This is a genomic window from Halorhabdus sp. CBA1104, from assembly GCF_009690625.1.
GTDB lineage: Archaea > Halobacteriota > Halobacteria > Halobacteriales > Haloarculaceae > Halorhabdus.
Genome location: NZ_CP033878.1, coordinates 2,472,652 through 2,491,457, shown reverse-complemented (window position 1 = coordinate 2,491,457; position 18,806 = coordinate 2,472,652). Strand labels below are relative to the sequence as shown.

Below are 18,806 nucleotides of genomic sequence, written 5' to 3'. Positions count from 1 at the left end.
GCTTTTATGCATTTAGGCAAACCTAAAACAAAGATGAGTGAGCCATCGACGAGTCGACGACGGTTTCTAGGCGCGATCGGCGCCGGCGCGCTGGCCGGTCTAGCCGGTTGTGCAGGACAGACGGACGGGACGACGACCGAGGGGGCCGGGAACCTCGACATTCCCTCGCTGTCGCAGTTCCGTGGCTCCGGTACGCTCGCGGAGGGCCGGCCCGCGCCGGGCGGGACGTCGATCGCGGACCTGCCGGACCTGTCGGGATCGCTGAACCTCTACATCGGCGGCGGCGAAGGTGGCATCTATCTCAACTTCGTCGAGATGCTCGAAGAGATCTACCCGGATTTTTCGGTGTTCAGCAGCGACGCTCCCTCCTCGTCGCTGGCCCAGACAGTCGTCGAAGAGGTCGAAGCCGGGGCCGCCCAGGCCGACGTCTTCTGGTCGATCGACGCCGCCTCGCTCGGGTACGTCGCCAACAACGACGCCTACGAACCGCTTGCCGACGCGGCGCTCGATCCCGTTCCAGCCGACTTCCAGGGCGAGGACGGCTCGTGGGTCGGCGTCGCCGGCCGCGCCCGCAGTGTGCCCTACAACACCAACGCCATCAGCGACAGCGAGATACCCGAACAGATCGCGCAGTTCCCCGAGACCGGGCCACTCCAGGGCACGATGGGCTGGGCACCGACCTACGGTGCCTTCAAGTCCTTCGTGACCGCGATGCGATTGCAGAAGGGTGCAGACGCCACTCGCCAGTGGCTCCAGTCGATGGGACAGGCAGGCACCAGTAGCTCCCCCAACGAGTACGTCGTCGCCCAGGAAGTCGCCGACGGCGATCTCACCGCTGGCTTCGCCAACCACTACTACGCGATGCGAGTGAAAAATCAGCGCCCCGATGCCCCACTCGATCTGGCCTTTACCAGCGGTGATGCCGGTGCCCTCGTCAACGTTGCCGGGGCGCTGCAGGTGAAAGGGACCGAGAAGGGTGACCTCGTGGCTGATTTCGTCCGGCATCTGCTGTCGGCCGAAGCCCAGGAGTTCTTCGCGACGGTGAGTTTCGCCTACCCGATGATCCCTGACGTCGAACCTGTCGGCGGCCTGCCGACCGTCGACGAACTGAATCCGCCCGAGATCGATCTCGCCGACCTCGCTGACATCGAGCCGACACTCGATCTGATGCGTGAGGCGGGCGTGCTGGGATGAGTTCGCCGGGCCGCACTGACCGCCTCCGCGAGCGTCTCCCCAGAGCTGGACGCGAGCGTCTCCCCGACGGGCTCACGGTGCTTGCCGTCGTCGTGGCCGTCGCGCTAGTCGTCCCTCTCACCTGGCTGTTCGTCGAAGTGTTCGACCTCGGGCCGCGTGCCCTCGAACTCACCGTCGACCCACAGACGATCGAAGTCCTCCTGCGCAGCGTCGCACTCGTCGTCGTGGTCACGACGGGCAGTGTCCTCGTCGGCGTCCCGATCGCCGTCCTCACCGCCCGAACCGACTTGCCGTTCGCGCGTTTTTGGACGGTCCTGACCGCACTCCCGCTGGCGATCCCGAGCTATCTCGGGGCGCTTGCAGTCATCTCGGGCTTTGGCTCGGGGGGCAGTCTCAATACGTTGCTCGCGCCGCTGGGCCTGCCGGAGTTGCCGGCCGTGACCGGCTTTGCCGGCGCGGCCGCCGTCCTCACGCTGTATACATATCCGTACGTCCTCCTGACGACGCGAGCGTCGCTACTGTCACTCGACACCTCACTGGTCGAGGCCGCCCGGACGCTCGATACCGGGCGTCTCGGTGCGTTTCGACGGGTTACACTCCCCCAGATCGCCCCCGGGATCGCCGCCGGCGCGCTGCTGGTTGCGCTGTACACCCTAGCTGACTTCGGGACGCCGAACTTCATGGGTGTCGAGGTGTTCACGCAGTTCATCTACGCGCGCTACCAGAACCTGATGCGGCCCTACGCAGCCCTGCTATCGCTGCAGTTGCTCGGGGTGACGGCAGCGATTCTCTACCTCGAATCGCAACTCGGTGCCGACGACGAGGGGGCCTACGCGAGTCGCGGATCGCGCGGCGGCGCCCTCATCAAGTTGGGGAACTGGCGCTACGTCGCCGCCCTCGTTCCAGCCACGGTCGCGCTGCTTGCGGTCGCCCTGCCAGTCGCCGTGTTCGGACTCTGGCTGACCGGTGACGGGGCAGGCTACAACACCGGCGGGCTGGCCTTTTCCTGGACGTACGGCTGGAACTCGGTGTACCTGGCCGTCTTCGCGGCGATCGCCTCGATCCTCGTCGCGCTGCCGGTCGCGGTGGCGGCCGCCCGCGGCCGGTCACGGCTGGCCCGGCTGGCCGACCGGCTCTCCTACGTCGGGTACGCGACACCGGGAATCGTCATCGCGATCGCCCTGTTGCTCGCGAGCCTCCACGGGCTCCCGAAATCGGCCACGGAACTGGTCTACCGGTCGCTCCCGCTGCTGGTGTTTGCCTACGTCGTCCGGTTCGTCCCACAGGCCATCGGGGCGATCCGGGCCTCGACGATGCAAGTCGATAGCCGACTGATCGAGGCCGCCCGGACGCTGGGTCGATCCCGACTCGGTGCCTTCCGGGCGGTGACGCTCCCGCTGATCGCCCCCGGGATCGCGACCGGCGCGGCGTTGGTCTTTCTCACGACGATGAAGGAACTACCGGCAACACTGATGATGCGGCCGCTGCAATTCGATCATACGCTGGTAACCTACATCTGGAAGGTCCGGGAGGCCGGACTGTACGGCCAGGCCGCGATACCCGCTCTCGCCTTGATCGTCATCTCCGGCCTCTCGATGGCCGTCATCCTCGCCCAGGAGGGTTCGAACACATGACTGCATCACAACCATCAACTCCAGTCGACACACAGCCCCAGACGACCGGCAAATCCAACGTAACCGACGAAAAGCAGGAAATGATCCTCGCACTCGACGGCGTGACCCGCCGGTTCGGCCCCGAGACAGCCGTCGACGACATCAGCCTGACCGTCCAGGACGGCGAACTGCTGACGCTGCTTGGCCCCTCGGGCTGTGGGAAGACGACCACGCTACGCCTGCTCGCTGGGCTGGACGAACCCGACGAGGGGACGATTCAGGTCGGCGGCGAAACCGTCGCCGGCGGCGATACCTTCCGCCCGCCAGAAAAGCGGGACGTGGGACTGGTCTTTCAGGAGTTCGCGCTGTTCCCACACCTGACCGTCGGGGAGAACGTTGCCTTCGGCATTCAGGACCGCGAGGAGGCAGCAATCGACGAGCGCGTCGAGGACCTCCTGGAGCTGGTCGGTCTCGGCGACTATCGCGAAGCCAGCCCGGAGGACCTCTCGGGCGGCCAGCGCCAGCGGGTCGCACTGGCACGCTCGCTGGCCCCGGAACCCGAGGTCCTGCTTCTGGACGAACCGTTCTCGAATCTCGACGTCGGCCTGCGCGAGGAGATGCGCCGAGAAGTCCGGCGGATCATCAAAGAGACCGGCGTCACCGCCGTCTCCGTGACCCACGACCAGGAGGAAGCCCTCTCGATCAGCGACCGCGTGGCGGTCATCGACGACGGCCACGTCGAACAGATCGGCCGCCCGGAAGTGGTCTTCCAACAGCCCGAATCCCGCTTCGTCGCCGAATTCCTCGGCCAGGCGGGGTTCGTTTCGGGTACCTTCGCAGACGGCTGTGTCGAGACACCACTAGGATGTCTCGACGCCGATCGCATCGAGGGGCTGGACACTGAATACGAGAGTGCCACGATCGACGTGCTGGTCCGACCCGACGACATCCGGGCCGTCCCGGCCGATCCCGCGGGCACCAACGCCCGGATCGTCGATCGGCAGTACACCGGCCCGTCGTTCGTCTACACGGTCGAATTAGACTCCGGGGCCGTCCTACACTGTGAACACAACCACGCCGAAGAACTCGGGATGGACAAACGCGTCCGGGTCCGCCTGGCGACCGACCATCCCCTGGCCTGGTTCCCCGCCGAGTGATGAGCCGACGCCGGTTTCGAATCGCCACGCTCGCGATCGCACTGGTCGGGGCCATCGCTGTCTGGTTCGTCTCGACGGAACTCTTTCCGTACCACTCGCTGAACCACGACGAAGGCGTCTATCTCCAGCAGGCCGCGATGTTGCTTGAAGGGAAGCTCCATCTCAAGCCGCCCGTCGAGGGCATCTTCCGGCCGTGGTTCTTCGTCGAGGGAAGCGGGGGCCTCTATCCGAAGTACGCCCCGGTCCCCGCAGGCATGTTCGCGCTGGGGGAACTGTTCGGGGGCTACCGACTGGCCCTGCCCGCCATCGCCGCCGGGATTCTCGCGGGCGTCGCGGGCGTGGCGAGGGAGGTCTTCGATCGCCGGACCGGACTGCTGGCGGCCATCTTCGTCCTGGCCTCGCCGTTGTTCCTCCTCGACACGGCGACGTTCCTCCCCTACGCGCCGACGACGCTGCTAAACGTGGCCTTTGCCTACGCGTACCTCCGGGCCGATCGGACCGACGACTGGCGGTGGGCAGCAGGGGCCGGCACAGCGATCGGCCTGGCGTTCTTCGCACGGCCCTTCACGGCTGTGCTCTTTGCCGCGCCGTTCGTCGGCCACGCGCTGTGGACGCTTCGAGACGACTGGCGAAACGCACTCCCCCGACAGGCCGCGACGGCCGGACTCGGCCTCGTCGGCGTCGCGCTCGCGCTGGGCTACAACGCCGTCCTGACCGGCTCGGCACTTACCTTCCCCTACGAGGCATTTGCCCCACAGGACGGCCTGGGCTTTGGCCACAGAGAGATCCTGAACCACGGCATCGAGTTCACGCCCGCACTCTCGATCGAAGCCAACGGCCAGGTGCTCACAGCGTTCGTCGGCCGGTGGATGTTCGGCAGCATCGTCGGGGCTGGCCTCGCACTCGCCGGACTCGCCATCGTCGTGGATCGAAAGTGGTCGCCGCGGACAGCCACTCTCGCCGGCCTCGTCGTCTCGATTCCGGTCGGGAACCTCCTCTTTTGGGGCAACTACAATCTGCTCGGGAATCTGGACGTGGCCGGTGACGGCCTGATCGCCGCGCTGGGGCCGTACTACCACTTCGACCTGGTGGTTCCGACGGCGGCGTTGGCCGCAGTCGGCGCGCTGTGGGCGTTCGATAGTCTCAGAAGCGTCCTCGAAGCGCGCCTCGACCAGCGAAGCGCGGTTGTCGCCCTGACGGCAATTGCCCTCGTGGGCACACTCGTCGTGGGCGGGATCACAGTCGATCGGGCCACGGAGCCAGTCGAGCGGAACGCCGCCGTGACCGACACCTACCAGCGCGTCTACGAGCCGTTCGAGCCGGAACCACCGGACAACGCCGTCGTCATGGTGGAAACGCCCTACGGCCCGTGGCTGGGCCACCCCTTCCAGGCGTTACGAAACGACCCCGGCTACGACGGGCACACCGTCTACGCGATGGAGTATCGCCCCTTCGCCGTCGCCGACGCCTTCCCCGACCGGGACCTGTATCGGTTTGGCTACCGTGGGATCTGGGACCCACTGGGTGGCTCGCCCGAACATGCCCGGCTCCAGCGCGTCCACGAGCGATCGGGTGCGGGCATCACACTGGATACGAGCGTCGGGCTCCCCGAGGGGATCACGGGTGCGACGATCACTGTCACAGCGGACACTGAGACAGCCCACTACGTCGCAACCGAGACCGACGGAACCCTCGCGTTCGACGTCCGGATCGCCGACGGGACCGTACAGGTAACAGGGCCACTCGATGCAGTCGATGGGGACACACTCAGCGTCGAGGGCCGAGAGGACATCGACGTGACGGTCTTCGCCGATTACGGCGCGAGTGGCTTCGAATATCGACTCTCAGTACCAGTCGAAGCCGAACGGAACGGAGTCCGAGCGCTCACCCCGACCGTCGAGTACTGTCTGGACGTCCGTGCCTGTGGTGGTGCAGCGACCTATCTGCCCGAACAGGCCCCCGATGGCGTGTTCGTCCAAACAGCACTTCGGACAACCGACGAGGAAGCCAATCCATGAGTTACGAACTCACCAGACGCGACGCGATCGCGGCGCTGTCGGCTGCGGGCGTGGCCCTTGCGGGCTGCGTCGCAGCGCCCGGCACTGACGAGCGCGCGACCGACACGGACCGCCAGCTAACCGACCACGACCGGGAAACGATGGTCGCGACTGCCGACGTCCTCTATCCGACCGACGTCTCCGGAATCGAGGGCTTCGTCGAACGGTACGTCGATGGACGTATAGCCGAACGGCCCGAACACGCCGAGGGGATCGCCGACGCCCTCGCGTATCTCGACGAGTACTGCCAGGCGTGGTTCGAGAGGGACTTTACAGCGCTGTCACGCAAAGAGCGCGACAACGCACTCCGGGAAATGCGGGCCAACGAGGCGACGCCCGATCCCGACGGGAGCGACATCGAACAGGTGCGTTACTACGTGATCAACGACCTGCTGCTGGCGCTGTATGCCTCGCCGACCGGCGGCCAATTGGTCGGGATCGAGAACCCGCCGGGCCATCCGGGCGGCCTCGATAGTTACCAGCGGGGGCCACAGTCGTGAGCGTCGACCGGACGCCACGCGAGCGGGTGGACGTCTGTGTCGTCGGCGCAGGCCCGGCCGGATCGCTGCTCGCCCACCGGCTTGCCGAGGCGGGCTACGCGGTCGTCGTGCTCGAGGCCGGTCCACGCTTCGACCCCGAACGACGGATCGAGCAGATGGGCGATGCCCTCCGGCCGACACATGGACGCCCGGAAATCTGGGAGATGGGCGGGGCTCGGGACGCCTTCACTTCGAGTGGAGATCGCCACTACCCGCTGAATCACGCCCGGGTGAAAGGCGTCGGCGGCTCGACACTGCACTGGCAGGGCATGGTGATGCGGCTGCACGAGCGGGATTTCTCGGTCGCAACGCGGGAGGGTGTCGGGGCGGACTGGCCGATCGACTACGACGAGCTCCGGCCGTATTACGCCGCTGCGGAGGACGCACTGGGAGTGGCCGGTGCGAGCGACAACCCCTTCGCCCCGCCGCGTGCGGAGTCCCACCCGATGCCCGCCTTCAAGCCCTCACACAGCGACTCGATCTTCGCCCAGGCCTGTGAGTCACTGGGCATTGGGACCCACTCGGTGCCCAACGCCCGCAACTCCGAGCCGTACGACGACCGGGCGGCCTGCGTTGGCTATGGGACCTGCCAGCCCGTCTGTCCCTCCGGCGCGAAGTACGACGCCACCAGTCACGTCGCGAAAGCCGAGGAAGCAGGCACACGAGTGATCGATCGGGTTCCCGTCCAGCGTCTCGAACACGACGCGGCGGGTGAGCGCGTGACAGCGGCGGTGTATGCGACGCCAGAGGGCGAGACCTACCGGCAGCGAGCCCGGCAGTTCGTCGTCGCGGCCGGCGGCGTCGAGACCCCACGGCTCCTCTTGCTCTCTCAGTCGTCGCAGTACCCCGACGGGCTGGCCAACAGCAGCGGGCTGGTAGGGCGGTACTTCACCGAACACCTCTTTGCGGGGACGGGCGGTCGAATCGAGCAGGCGACACGCCAGCACCACGTCGGGTTCAACACCACCGAGTCCCACCAGTTCTACGACGATCCCGCGGCGGGGACAGACGAGGGGATCCCGTCGGCCGGAGCCGACGCGGACGACCTCGGGGCGATCAAACTCGAATTCCACAACTACGCCGGTCCCGCACCCGTCGAGGCGGCACTGGCCGACGGCGGCTGGGGCGACGGGCTCCGGGAGCGAGTCGCCGATGCGTACGGCAATCACCTCGCCGTCGGGGCCTTGATCGAACAGACCCCGCGCCGGGAGAACTACGTCGGCCTCGATCCCGCACGGACCGACGACCACGGCAATCCCGTCCCGGAGATCCACTGGGGACTGGACGCCCGGACCGAGCGGACGATCCGACGGGCAAACGAGATTCAAGAAGCGATCCTCTCCGAACTCGATGCCGAGAGAACCTGGCAGGTCGGCCCCGAGAACACCGGGCCGGCGTCCCATCACATGGGCACGACACGGATGGGGAGCGATCCAGCGGCGAGTGTCGTGAACGGACAGGGACAGAGCCACGACCTTTCGAACCTGTGGCTGGCCGGCAGTAGCGTCTTTCCCACCGGCGGCGCGATGAATCCCACCCTGACGATCGCCGCACTGGCGTTGCGGACAGCCGCCCACATCCAAAAGCAGGTCTAGTGCGACGGCGAAACCACGCCAGGCCGACACCGGCACGCCCGACGATCGCTGATCGAGAACTGCTGGCAGACGGTCGACACCCCTGGCGCGCGACTCCGCGTGTCGATCGATCGGTCGGTCACCGCAGACCGGAACCGACTGCGACAGCTGCTGGAAAATCTGATCCGGAACGCCATAGAGCACGGCGCTGACCCGGCCGGGACGGTGGCCAGAGACGGCGACGATACCCCCGCGGTAACCGTCCGGATCGGCCCACTCGACGGCGGCTTCTACGTCGAAGACGACGGGCCAGGGATTCCGCCAGGCGAGCGTGAGGCGGTCTTCGAGACCAGCTATTCGACCCAGGACAACGGGACCGGGTTCGGTCTGAGTATCGCCAGGCGCGTCGCCGAAGCTCACGGCTGGGCGATCCGCGTGACCGAGAGCCAAGCGGGCGGGGCGCGATTCGAGATCACGGGCGTCGAGTTTGTCGACTGATCGACGGCAGGCTGATCGTCACAGGAAAGCGGGTCGGTGAACCGCATTCGAGGGGGGGGAGATCACACTCTCAGACGGAGGGCACGCGTCCCACGCGTGCGGTCAAAGAGCACGCTATCGGTCGCGCCTCCGATGTCGAACCGTACAATCGGTCAACACGCGTTCTCATTCCGAAATAATCGGCAATAGATTCAGGGCATTCCGGTATGGATCATCACGTATGAGTCCCCGATCGAGTCCTGCAGTCGATGCAATCGACGACGAGGAGAGACCAGGATTCGATTCCCGACGCCCGCTGACTGCCGTCCTAAAAGTCGAGGGCGCCGACTGTGCCTGTCCTGCGGTCGACACCGGTGACAGTACCCCACCACTCGACCACCACATAATCGACGATACCTGCCACGTCACCTCGTGTGGGAGCATCGAGGACGCCGCAGTCCACTACCGACGGACGACGGTCGACGGAGAGTGTGTCTGTCGGATCGTGGCGTCTCACGGCTGTAACCCCTCCCTGCAGGTACTGGGCGAACAGTCGGTCGTCGTGCGGACGAACCCGCCCGACAAAGAGACCTTACGGGAAGTCGTCACGGACATAAGAGAGATCGCAGAGAGTGTCCGCTTGCAACAACTGGTCAGGGGTGGGCCTGGCGACCGTCGCTCTGAGCTCGTCGATCTCGACAATCTGACCGAGACAGAGCGTGAAACGATCGACTGGGCGATCGTCGCCGGCTACTACGATCGACCGCGGTCGATCGATTTCGAGGAGTTGGCCGACGAAATCGGTATCTCGAAGTCGGCCCTCTCGAAGCGGCTTTCGGCGGCGGAAGCAAAGATCATGCGCGATCTATTCAGCGACGAACCCTAGCCCGCTGGTGGCCGGGTGTCCGGGGTGTATATAAAGACCTCAATTGTGTCCGGACAGTAGGTTGGAGGGGGAGAACGTGGGTACAGTCGTGGTGGCTCGAAGTGACTGATACGACCGACACACACGACGAGATGGAGCGGTATCTCAACGGGGACAACTGGGAACAGTCAGTCGAGGCAACCCTCGACGAGAGTGCCCACAGTACGGAATTGGGCAAGCAAATGGGGCGGGACGCAGTCCGAGTCAGCATCGGTGAGATGTCCGAGTCGGACTTCCACGAGAAGTATCACGACGCCGTTCTCGAGGAGTTCGGCGTCGATAACCGACCGACGAAGCCGGAGGGATTCGATGAGTGAACACGACGGCGTCACGCGCCGGAACGTCCTGCTCAGTGCTGGAGGGGCCGCAGGCGTCCTCGGCCTCGGCGGTTCGCAGGTCCTCCAGTCGTTGAGCGACGATTCAGGGGTCAACGACGTCGAGAGCTTCCTCCAGGAGAACACGGTCGTCCACGGCTACTGTTCGCCCAACTGTCGAGGTCACTGTCCCCTCGACATTCACGTCCGGGACGGGCAGATCCGGAAAGTCGAGCCGGCGATTCCCGACCGCGAGGAGTTCCGACGAGCCTGTACGCTGGGACAGACCCACATGCACCGGACGTACAATCCCAACCGGCTGAAGTATCCGATGAAGCGAAGCGACTGGTCGCCCGAGACCCCGAACCCCCAGGGACGGGGACCGGACGCCGACTTCGAGCGCATCGAGTGGTCCGAGGCCCTCGATTACGTCGCCGACGAGATGCAACGCATCCGCAAAGAGTACGGTCCCGAGAGTGTCTACTTCGAACTCGGATCAGGCGGTAGCGGCATCAACGGGACGGTTTATAGCCGTCTGGCGAACCTTTTCGGCGGGACGATGATGTCCTGGTCGATCGACATCAACGTCGGTCTCGGCTTCCGGCGGATCACCGGCTCGGGGTACTTCAACACCCCGACGAACATGCGGACCGACATCAAGAACGCCGACACGATCCTCATTTGGGGTGGCAACGTCTTCAGAAGCCGCCTCAATCCCGACGCACGGTTCCTGCTCGATGCCATCGAGGGTGGAACGAAGATCGTCGGTATCGATCCGGTGTACAACCAGACGACAGCGAAGTCGGACCTCTGGTTGCCGGTCAAACCCGGCAAGGACATCCACCTCGCGATGGGGATGATCCACACCGTCCTCGAGGAGGGACTGGAAGACACCGAATTCTTACGAGAACGGACACTCGCGCCGGCCCTCGTCAGAACCGACAACGGCGATCTCCTCAAGACGGGAGACGTCTTTGCGGACGGTGACGACGAGACACCGGTCGCCTACGACGAGGCGGCCAGTCAGGCGGTGGCACTCGAACCGGAAACGTACGGCGAGTACGCACTGCGTGGCACCTTCGACATCGGTGGCCACGAAGTCCGGACAGCGCTGACGGAACTCGATGCGGCTGCGTCCGATTACGCACCGGAGGACATCGAAGAGACCGTCGGCGTCGAGGCCGAAAACATCCGGCAAGCGGTTCGCTGGCTCGCAACGCGGGGACCCGGCGGCGTGATGACGGGCCTCGGCGTCGACCGGTACGTCTACGGTCACGTCTTCGGCCAGGCGTACGCGATCCTCCTTGCGCTCACTGGCGATTACGGCCGGAGTGGCTGTGTCACCGGCGGCCGATTCGCCGGCTCCGGTTACAGCAGCGATTACGGGACCGTCGAGGGAAGCCCAGGAGTGCGGCGGTTCCAACAGAAGGGGATTCTCTCGGCGCTGCAGGGTGACGCCGACCCGCCGCTGAAAATGATGTACACCCAGTCCTCGAACTTCGTGGCCAACCAGCTTCCCGACCGCCAGCAGTGGATCGATGCGCTGTCGAATCTGGATCTCGTCACGGTGGCTGATATCCACCACACACCGACCGTCCAGCACGCCGATATCGTCTTGCCCGCCTCACACTGGACCGAACGGGAGGACATCACGGGGGCCGGCGAACACCCCCACGCCATGTACCGCGAACCGGTCCACGAGCCGCTGTGGGAATCGAAATCCGACCACTGGATGATCGCGGAACTGGCCGATCGACTCGGGTACGGCGAGCACTTCGAACGCGATCGCACGGCGTTACTCCGGACGATCCTGGAGGCCGAAGACCGGTTCACGTTCGAGGAGATCCGCGAGAAAGGGACGATCCACCTCGAAACCGACGAGGTCATCTTCACCGACGAGTTCAACACCCCCTCCGGGCGGCTCGAAATTTACGACGAAGACGCGCCCACCGAAGATGGCGTCTCCCTCGAACTCCCAGTTCCGCTGGAGGATCGAACAGCCGACGATCACGAGCTGGCCGAGGAGTACCCGCTGTTGTTCATGCAGGGCCACTCGAAGTGGCGGATCCACTCACAGTGGGCCGAGAACCCGCTGATGCGGGAGATCAACCCGGAACCGCGGATCGACATCAACCCACAGGACGCCAAAGAACGCGGCATCGAGGACGGCGAGTACGTCCGAGTGTACAACGACCGCGGCGAGATGATCGTCAAGGCGAAGTACAACAACGCCTACCGGCCCGGCCACGTCAACACTGACCAGGGATGGTGGGGCGATCACTACATCGCCGGCCACCACAACAACCTGACACACACGGACGTCAGTGAGACGATCGAGAACTTCGCGTTCTACGATACGCGTGTCGAGATCGAACCGGCCCCGGACGACCTCGATACGAGCAAGTACGACGACCCGGCCGAGACAGAGTGGATCGACGAACTGCAACACGGCGGTGATACAGCATGACCAACTACGGAATGGTGATCGATCAAGAGCGGTGTATCGGCTGTCACTCCTGTGCAGTGGCGTGTAAAGACGAGAACAACGTCAGCACGGGCCAGGCCTGGAACCGGATCCTCACCACGGGTGGCGACAACATCGACACGCCGGCAGGCGAGTATCCAGTCGATGGCGGGGACGGAACGCTGTCGATGGAGTATCAGCCGACGGCCTGCCAGCACTGTGAGAACGCGCCCTGCGTGAAGGTCTGCCCGGTCAACGCCACGTACACGCGTGAAGACGGCATCGTCGAGATTGACTACGAGAAGTGCATGGGCTGTCGATATTGTATGGCAGCCTGTCCGTACAACGCGCGAGTGTTCAATTACGACGAACCCGAGACGACACCACCCGACGGGACCGGCAACGTCGAGCAACGCGAACGGGGCGTCGTCGAGAAGTGTACGTTCTGTAGCCACCGCCTGGAGGAGGGCCTCGATCCGGCGTGTACGATCGCGTGCCCGTCGAGTGCACGGATCTTCGGCGACTTCGACGACCCAGACAGTGCCGTCTCGCGGTACGTCAAACAGTACGAAACCACGCAGTTGCTCGAAGACCTCGAAACGGACCCCAGTACCTACTACATTCGCGGGGAGATGAGCCCCGGACGGAACCATCTCGGCAACGAGATGGAGTCCGAACTCGACGACCCGCCAAAGCGTCGCAACGCCAAGCCTGGGGTGCCAGCGACCGACGGAGGTGAAGACAGATGAGCAACGCGGCCGCCCAATCCGGCGCGTTCGGGACCCGTGGGAAGGCCTGGATCGGTGCATTGAGCGTGCTCGTCCTCGCGGGGCTGGCGGCTTGGGCCTACCAGCTCAGCGAAGGGCTAATCGTCACGGGGATGGACAACGTCTTCTCGTGGGGGCTGTACATCATGTTGTTCGTCTTCTTCGTTGGCCTGTCGGCTGGCGGGTTGATCATCTCTAGTGTCCCGAAGTTCTTTCACTCAGACCGGTACGACTCGATCGCGGCACTCGGCGTGCTGGTCAGCTTTGCCTGCATCGTGGTCGCAGGACTGCTAATCTTGCCCGATCTTGGTCGCCCAAGCCGGGTCGTCGGGTTCTTCCTCTCGCCGGACTTCCGATCGCCGATGGTGTGGGACTTCGGGATCGTGGTGCTATATGGCCTGTTCTGTGCCGTGTACTTCTGGCTGCTGACCCGGCGTGACCTGGCCGCTCGCGGGTCGCGACTGGCCTTTGGCGTCCAGGATACGGCGGCCGGCCGACAACGCGATCGGAAACTGTCGTTTTGGGCAGCAGCAATCGCGATCCCGCTTGCGGTCGCATTGCACTCGGTGACCGGTTGGATCTTCGCGCTACAGATCGGCCGTGGGAGCTGGTTCAGCCCGCTGGTGGCCCCCATGTTCATCATGAAGGCACTGGTCTCGGGGCTGGCACTGGTGCTCGTGGTCGCGATACTCGCCGATAAGTTCACGCGATTCGAACTGTCGAAGGAGCTGGTGCCGGAACTCGGGAAAGTGCTTGGCGTGTTCGTCGCGGTGCACATCGTGTATCTCGTCGGTGCCGAGCGGCTGCCCCACGCCTGGGCCGCGAACTTCGATTTCTGGGCGATCACCAGTGGCTTTCTCGTCGGCGATACGGTGTCGTTCTGGCTGTGGACCGTCGTCGGCGGGGTGGTCCCGCTGGCGTTGCTGGTCGTTCCGGCGCTCCGAACACGGACCTGGGCTGTGTTCACTGCCAGCGTGTTCGCGATCCTCGGTATCCTCTTCGAGGGCGTGAACCTCATCTTCACCGGCTACAACGATCTCAACATCGGGGCGGCTCCCGGCGTCACGACCGGGACCGGATACAGCGGCGTCGGCTCGAACATCTGGGCGACGGTCGGCACCTACACGCCGACGGCGATCGAGTTGCTGATCTCGCTCGGGCTAGTCGCCCTCGGGGCGTTGATCCTCACTCTCGGCCTGCGGTACTTCCCGGTGTTCCCGAGCTCGGCACTCGGGGATGGCACACGGACGAACCCGACCGGTGACACCGCGACCGCAGACGGCGGAACGATTCGACCAGACGGTGGCAGCGATGAGTGACGCCACCGCAGGCGGAGAGGCGACAGCCGCCCAGGGCTATGCAGTGTTAGCGCGATGCTGGCGCCAACCGGACGAACAGCTCCGGACCGCCATCGAGTCGGGGGCACTCGCCGGTGTCGTCTCCGAACGCGAGACACTCGACTTGACGGCGTTGCGGACCGAACACGCCCGCCTGTTTGTCGGACCGGACAGCCCGCCGTGTCCGCCCTACGAGAGCATCTATCGCGATGGCGATGGCGACACCGCCGGGAACGTCCTCGGCCCGTCGACGCGAGCGGTCGTCGACTGGTACGACGAGTACGGCCTCGGGCTCGATCCGGAGTGGTCGGATCTCCCCGATCACATCGCGACCGAACTCGAATTCGCGGGCCATCTGTCGGCGGTCGCCTCTCGGGAAACCTGTGAACAGTTCCTGGATGAACATCCCCGGCAGTGGTTCGAGACGTTCTTGGATGGAGTTCGGGCAGAGACACGCGAGCCGTTCTACGCCGAGCTCGCGGACGCGACCGCCGCCGTCGTGCGATAATTTTCGATCCCACCTTTCGTAAGGTGTGTCTCACCCCCAGTACAATCTTAACGCCGCGAGATGGCGCTTTGTCCGCCTCGGTTCGTCGGCCCGGTAAACCGACGTGACCGTGTGAAGACCGACTGGGTGAACCCCAGGCAGGGACGGCCCCAAAGGTCACTGATCAGAACCGAAGTATCCAGACCGCCGATCCCGATAGACTCGCGAAGCCGAACGCCCGTGGCACCTCTGATCGCTACCCCGCTACCGAGGGCGTCGACTCACCGGACGGCCGACCTGGTGTCGTCGTGGCACCGAACGGCCACCTCGGCATGCAGACAGTTGCGAGCGAATAATCGAGGCACTCGCCGTGGCGAGGGGGTTGGCTACTGGCGAGCGCAGCGAGCCAGTAGCTATTTTTGGGCCAGCTTGTTGCAAGGAGAGGTGTGCCTACGGCGTACCCGACCAGGAAAACGGTGGTACAGTGGGACCGCGCGGATTTGAACCGCGGTCAACGGCACCCAAGGCCGCAAGGATACCAAGCTACCCCACGGTCCCGCATTACCCGTTTGCAGCGAGGCGATCTAAAGCGTTTCGTTCTGGCCAGAAAGCACATACGAGGGTGTCGCGAAGTTGTCGTATGGTCGCACTACTCGAAATCGGTGCCCTCCTAGTCGTCTTAGCGGTCGTCTTCGGCGCGTATTGGATCGTCAAAGCGGTCAAGCCGTTCATCTGGAACGCCATCCTGGGACTGCTCGTGTTCTTGCTCGCCGATCTGCTGGTCGGACTCGAAGTAGCGATCAGCCCGCTGGCGGTGTTGGTCGTCGCCGTCGGCGGTGTGCCGGGCGCAGTCCTGGTGATCTTGCTATCGATCCTCGAAGTCGCGTTCGTACCCGGCGCGATCGTCTTTGTGCTCTAGAGCGGGTTCGAAACGAAGCCAGGGTCAGTGAGCCGGTTCGTCCGGCGCGTCACTCTCGACAGCCATCGTGAACGTGTCGCCGTAAGTGAGTTCGAGACGCCCGTCGACCGCACTACCACTCACGTCGAAGGCAGTCCAGTCCGGGACGGTCCCGGACTCGGCCGAGCCAGCATCGAAGAGGAACGGTTCGTCCTGCCAGTCCCAGGTCGTAAATCGATAGGAGACAGATGCGTCGTCGGGATTCCAGACGACCAGTCGCTCCGCGCCATCGTGGTCGAGCCGGGCCGCCCCGGCGCCGGTGATCGTCTCGACGAGCGCCCGCATCTGGGCAGTCGTGAGTGGCCCGGAGTACTCGGCCAGCCATGCGATCGAATCGGGCTCGAAGTCCTCCAATATCGCCTCCTTGACGGCGACGTGAGTCTTGAACGACCACAGGAGGTCCTCGATGCGCTCGCGGGTGTGGTCCTGTCGAGAGACCAGCGAGTCGGCGTCGGTATCGAGGGTGACTGACAGGCCCTCGCTGACGGCCATCGCGTCGAACGCCACCACCAGCGTAGCGTCCGACTCACGGTAGGTCACCTCGAAGTCGACCGGTGCATCGACCCTCACGTCCGTCGGTTCGCTGACGCCCCGGAGGTGGAGGTCGTAGGTGCGCTCGTCGGGAATGAACGAGCGGTCACCGGCCGCGGGTTCGATCTCGAAGGTCAGGCTGTCGCCATCGAACGTCTGTGTCAGGGTCGTGGTTGCGGAGGCACCGTCACGGTGGGCCATCGTAGTGCCGTCGTCCTCGTAGAGCGTAAACTCGTTGTCCGCGCCAGGGAACGCGACGACGCGCAGTCGGTCGGGATTGGCGACATCCTGACGCGCGTCGGGATCCATGGGCACGATCGCCCCCGCTTTGGCGTACACCGGCAGATCGTCGAGATCCCCGTAGCGGGCGAGCCACCGGCCGCCATCGTGGTACTGGCCGGACGTGAAGTCGAACCACTCACCCTCGGGCAGCCAGACCGACCGCCGGGCCAGATTGGTCTCATCGTCGCGCTCGCTGAGGTGGGGCGCAGCGAGCAGTTCGCTCCCGAAGTAGTACTGGTGGACGGTCTCGTAGGCCGCCTCGGCGTCGGGATGGTGGTAGTACATCGGCCGGACGAGCGGGACGCTCTCGGTGTGATCGCGCCACGCCATCGTGTAGATGTAGGGGAGCAACTCGTGACGCAGCGTCAGGGCGTCTTCGAGGCTCTCCGAGATCGTGCCATCGAAGGCCCACGGACGCTTATCAATAAAGCGGTGTTTGGTGGTGTGGATGCGATTGATCGGCGAGAGGGCACCGAACTGCGTCCAGCGGGCGTACAGTTCCGCAAAGTCGCGCGGGTCGCCCTCCCCGCCCATGTGGCCGCCGATGTCGTGACTCCACCAGCCGTATCCGACGTTGGCCGAGGTGGCCGTCAGGTGGGGCTGGAACCGCAGGGACTCCCAGGAGATGTAGGCGTCACCGGAGAAGCCGATCGGGTAGCGGTGGCCGCCGAGGCCGGGCCACCGCGAGAAGATGAACGGCCGTTTCCCGTCGCGGGTCCGATCGAGCGAGTGCAAGTGATTTAGCGCCCACAGCGGGTCGAGTCCCTCCATCTCGGGTGACTCGTCCCATTGTTGCCAGTCGATCCACCAGAAGTCGACGCCCTCCTCGTCCTCCATGGGGTCGATCAAGTGCTCGAAGTAGCCACGGAGGAACTGCGGATCGCTCGCGTCGAACTCGACTGGCTCCTCACTCGCCGGGTCGATCCCCATGAAGTCGGCAAAGTCCTCGTACTGAGCCTCGTGAGGATGAACACCCTCCGCAGGATGGAGGTTGAGCGTCGTCTTGATGTCGTTGTCGTGGAGCCAGTCGATGAACCTGGAGGGATCGGGGAAGTACTCGTCGTTCCAGGTCCAGCCGGTCCAGCCATCGTGGTGTGCGTTGTCGACGACGTGCCAGTCCATGTCGATCACGGCGACCGACAAGGGGATATCCCGATCGAGGAAGCCCTCGACAACCTCGCGGAGTTCGTCCTGGGAGTACTCCCAGTAGCGACTCCACCAGTTGCCAAGCGCCCAGCGGGGCACCATCGGCACCTCGCCGGTGATCGCCCGGAAGTCTGCTAAGCGAGTCTGGTAGTCCTGCCCGTCGCCGAAAAAGTACAGGTCTTCGTAGCCGTCGGCCGCCTCGCGGGGCTGGACCCAGCCGTCGTCGCCAAAGACCAGCCGGTCGGTGTCCTCGACGACCGCCCACCCGTCACGGGACACCAGCCCGTCTTCGAGCGGGGCCGACCCGTCGACCTCGTCTACGGTCCGCAACGATCCGTTCAGGTTGCCGTCGTTGTCCGCACCGTAAACCCACTCAGTGCCGTCGGCGAGTTCGATCGACAGTGTTTCGGCGCTGAATCCATCGCCAGTGTGGTCGTACTCGAGTTCCAGGGCGTCGGTCTCGACGACCAGAGACTCGCCGGTCCGGGTTACCTCGAAGTCGGGAACCGGCTGGTCGCGATACCACACCAGTTGGCTCGGCCGGTCCTCGAAGGTCTCGGTCGGATCGTACTCCAGCCGGAGAACCCGGGGCGAGAGGACCGTAATCCGGCAGTTGGGAGCCGAAACGATGGCGTCTGGCTGTGCGTGCGGTTCGAAATCCGGAACGTGTCGATTGGACAGATGCATAACTACTGGGTAGTGGAGGGCGGGGAGGCGCCCGCAGACCGGAGGTGCTCGTTGGGCAAGCCACGTCGAGAGGGGGCCGACCACCGATTTCGGGGCCTCGTCGTCGATCGAGCCCCGGTTGCAACCGTCGAGGGAGACAGCCGGGCCGGTGTCGTCCGGCGACCCATCGTTGGTTGGTCGCCGTTCCCAACCCACGGGAGTCCCGCATAGGCGAGACACACCTCGTCGGCGGGGGACTAGGCATCAATTTACTATGACGGAACGGCAATAATAAAACTTCTGGGAGAATGTATTCTT

Annotated in this window: 15 protein-coding genes and 1 tRNA gene; 14 read left to right on the top strand and 2 right to left on the bottom strand. The window is 64.8% G+C overall.

What is annotated here, in order from left to right; all coding sequences use genetic code 11:
• The first annotated feature begins 33 nt into the window (after positions 1 to 33).
• The 13 genes from Hrd1104_RS12335 (at position 34) to Hrd1104_RS12275 (ending at position 14,926) form a co-directional block, all read left to right on the top strand.
• Positions 34 to 1,194: an extracellular solute-binding protein gene (locus Hrd1104_RS12335; RefSeq protein WP_154553042.1), complete on the top strand. Its 1,161-nt coding sequence runs from the start codon at positions 34 to 36 to the stop codon at positions 1,192 to 1,194.
• Positions 1,191 to 2,828 (top strand): iron ABC transporter permease, encoded by a 1,638-nt coding sequence (locus Hrd1104_RS12330; RefSeq protein WP_154553041.1) that lies wholly within the window; start codon positions 1,191 to 1,193, stop codon positions 2,826 to 2,828. The genes Hrd1104_RS12335 and Hrd1104_RS12330 overlap by 4 nt, the downstream gene beginning before the upstream one ends.
• On the top strand, positions 2,825 to 3,964 hold the full coding sequence (locus tag Hrd1104_RS12325; protein WP_154553040.1) for an ABC transporter ATP-binding protein: 1,140 nt from the start codon (positions 2,825 to 2,827) through the stop codon (positions 3,962 to 3,964). Before Hrd1104_RS12330 ends, Hrd1104_RS12325 begins: the two co-directional genes overlap by 4 nt.
• Complete coding sequence (locus Hrd1104_RS12320) at positions 3,964 to 5,982, top strand: glycosyltransferase family 39 protein (protein ID WP_154553039.1); 2,019 nt, start codon at positions 3,964 to 3,966, stop codon at positions 5,980 to 5,982. The genes Hrd1104_RS12325 and Hrd1104_RS12320 overlap by 1 nt, the downstream gene beginning before the upstream one ends.
• Positions 5,979 to 6,521, top strand: coding sequence for a gluconate 2-dehydrogenase subunit 3 family protein (locus tag Hrd1104_RS12315; RefSeq protein ID WP_154553038.1), 543 nt, complete (start codon positions 5,979 to 5,981; stop codon positions 6,519 to 6,521). Before Hrd1104_RS12320 ends, Hrd1104_RS12315 begins: the two co-directional genes overlap by 4 nt.
• Positions 6,518 to 8,155: a GMC family oxidoreductase gene (locus Hrd1104_RS12310; RefSeq protein WP_154553037.1), complete on the top strand. Its 1,638-nt coding sequence runs from the start codon at positions 6,518 to 6,520 to the stop codon at positions 8,153 to 8,155. Before Hrd1104_RS12315 ends, Hrd1104_RS12310 begins: the two co-directional genes overlap by 4 nt.
• Positions 8,156 to 8,254: 99 nt before the next feature.
• Positions 8,255 to 8,632, top strand: a complete 378-nt coding sequence (locus tag Hrd1104_RS12305; protein WP_229770487.1) for a HAMP domain-containing sensor histidine kinase — start codon at positions 8,255 to 8,257, stop codon at positions 8,630 to 8,632.
• Positions 8,633 to 8,852: 220 nt separating this feature from the next.
• A complete protein-coding gene (locus Hrd1104_RS12300; RefSeq protein ID WP_154553035.1) occupies positions 8,853 to 9,497 on the top strand; it encodes a helix-turn-helix domain-containing protein in 645 nt (214 codons plus the stop codon).
• Positions 9,498 to 9,628: 131 nt separating this feature from the next.
• Positions 9,629 to 9,853, top strand: a complete 225-nt coding sequence (locus tag Hrd1104_RS12295) for a 4Fe-4S ferredoxin N-terminal domain-containing protein (protein WP_154553255.1) — start codon at positions 9,629 to 9,631, stop codon at positions 9,851 to 9,853.
• Positions 9,846 to 12,317: a molybdopterin-dependent oxidoreductase gene (locus tag Hrd1104_RS12290; protein WP_154553034.1), complete on the top strand. Its 2,472-nt coding sequence runs from the start codon at positions 9,846 to 9,848 to the stop codon at positions 12,315 to 12,317. Before Hrd1104_RS12295 ends, Hrd1104_RS12290 begins: the two co-directional genes overlap by 8 nt.
• Positions 12,314 to 13,063, top strand: a complete 750-nt coding sequence (dsrO, locus tag Hrd1104_RS12285; RefSeq protein ID WP_154553033.1) for a sulfate reduction electron transfer complex DsrMKJOP subunit DsrO — start codon at positions 12,314 to 12,316, stop codon at positions 13,061 to 13,063. The genes Hrd1104_RS12290 and dsrO overlap by 4 nt, the downstream gene beginning before the upstream one ends.
• The gene (gene nrfD / locus Hrd1104_RS12280; protein ID WP_154553032.1) at positions 13,060 to 14,400 is read left to right on the top strand and encodes an NrfD/PsrC family molybdoenzyme membrane anchor subunit; all 1,341 of its coding nucleotides are present in this window, start codon (positions 13,060 to 13,062) and stop codon (positions 14,398 to 14,400) included. The genes dsrO and nrfD overlap by 4 nt, the downstream gene beginning before the upstream one ends.
• A complete protein-coding gene (locus Hrd1104_RS12275; protein WP_154553031.1) occupies positions 14,393 to 14,926 on the top strand; it encodes a molecular chaperone in 534 nt (177 codons plus the stop codon). Before nrfD ends, Hrd1104_RS12275 begins: the two co-directional genes overlap by 8 nt.
• A 464-nt stretch (positions 14,927 to 15,390) precedes the next feature.
• Here Hrd1104_RS12275 and Hrd1104_RS12270 read toward each other — a convergent pair.
• Positions 15,391 to 15,463, bottom strand: a tRNA-Pro gene (locus tag Hrd1104_RS12270).
• Positions 15,464 to 15,545: 82 nt separating this feature from the next.
• Here Hrd1104_RS12270 and Hrd1104_RS12265 point away from each other — a divergent pair.
• Positions 15,546 to 15,824 (top strand): pro-sigmaK processing inhibitor BofA family protein, encoded by a 279-nt coding sequence (locus tag Hrd1104_RS12265; RefSeq protein ID WP_154553030.1) that lies wholly within the window; start codon positions 15,546 to 15,548, stop codon positions 15,822 to 15,824.
• A 24-nt stretch (positions 15,825 to 15,848) separates the two neighbouring features.
• Here the strand turns inward: Hrd1104_RS12265 and Hrd1104_RS12260 are convergent, their stop codons facing one another.
• Positions 15,849 to 18,509 (bottom strand): glycoside hydrolase family 31 protein, encoded by a 2,661-nt coding sequence (locus tag Hrd1104_RS12260; RefSeq protein WP_154553029.1) that lies wholly within the window; start codon positions 18,507 to 18,509, stop codon positions 15,849 to 15,851.
• Between the last annotated feature and the right edge of the window lie 297 nt (positions 18,510 to 18,806).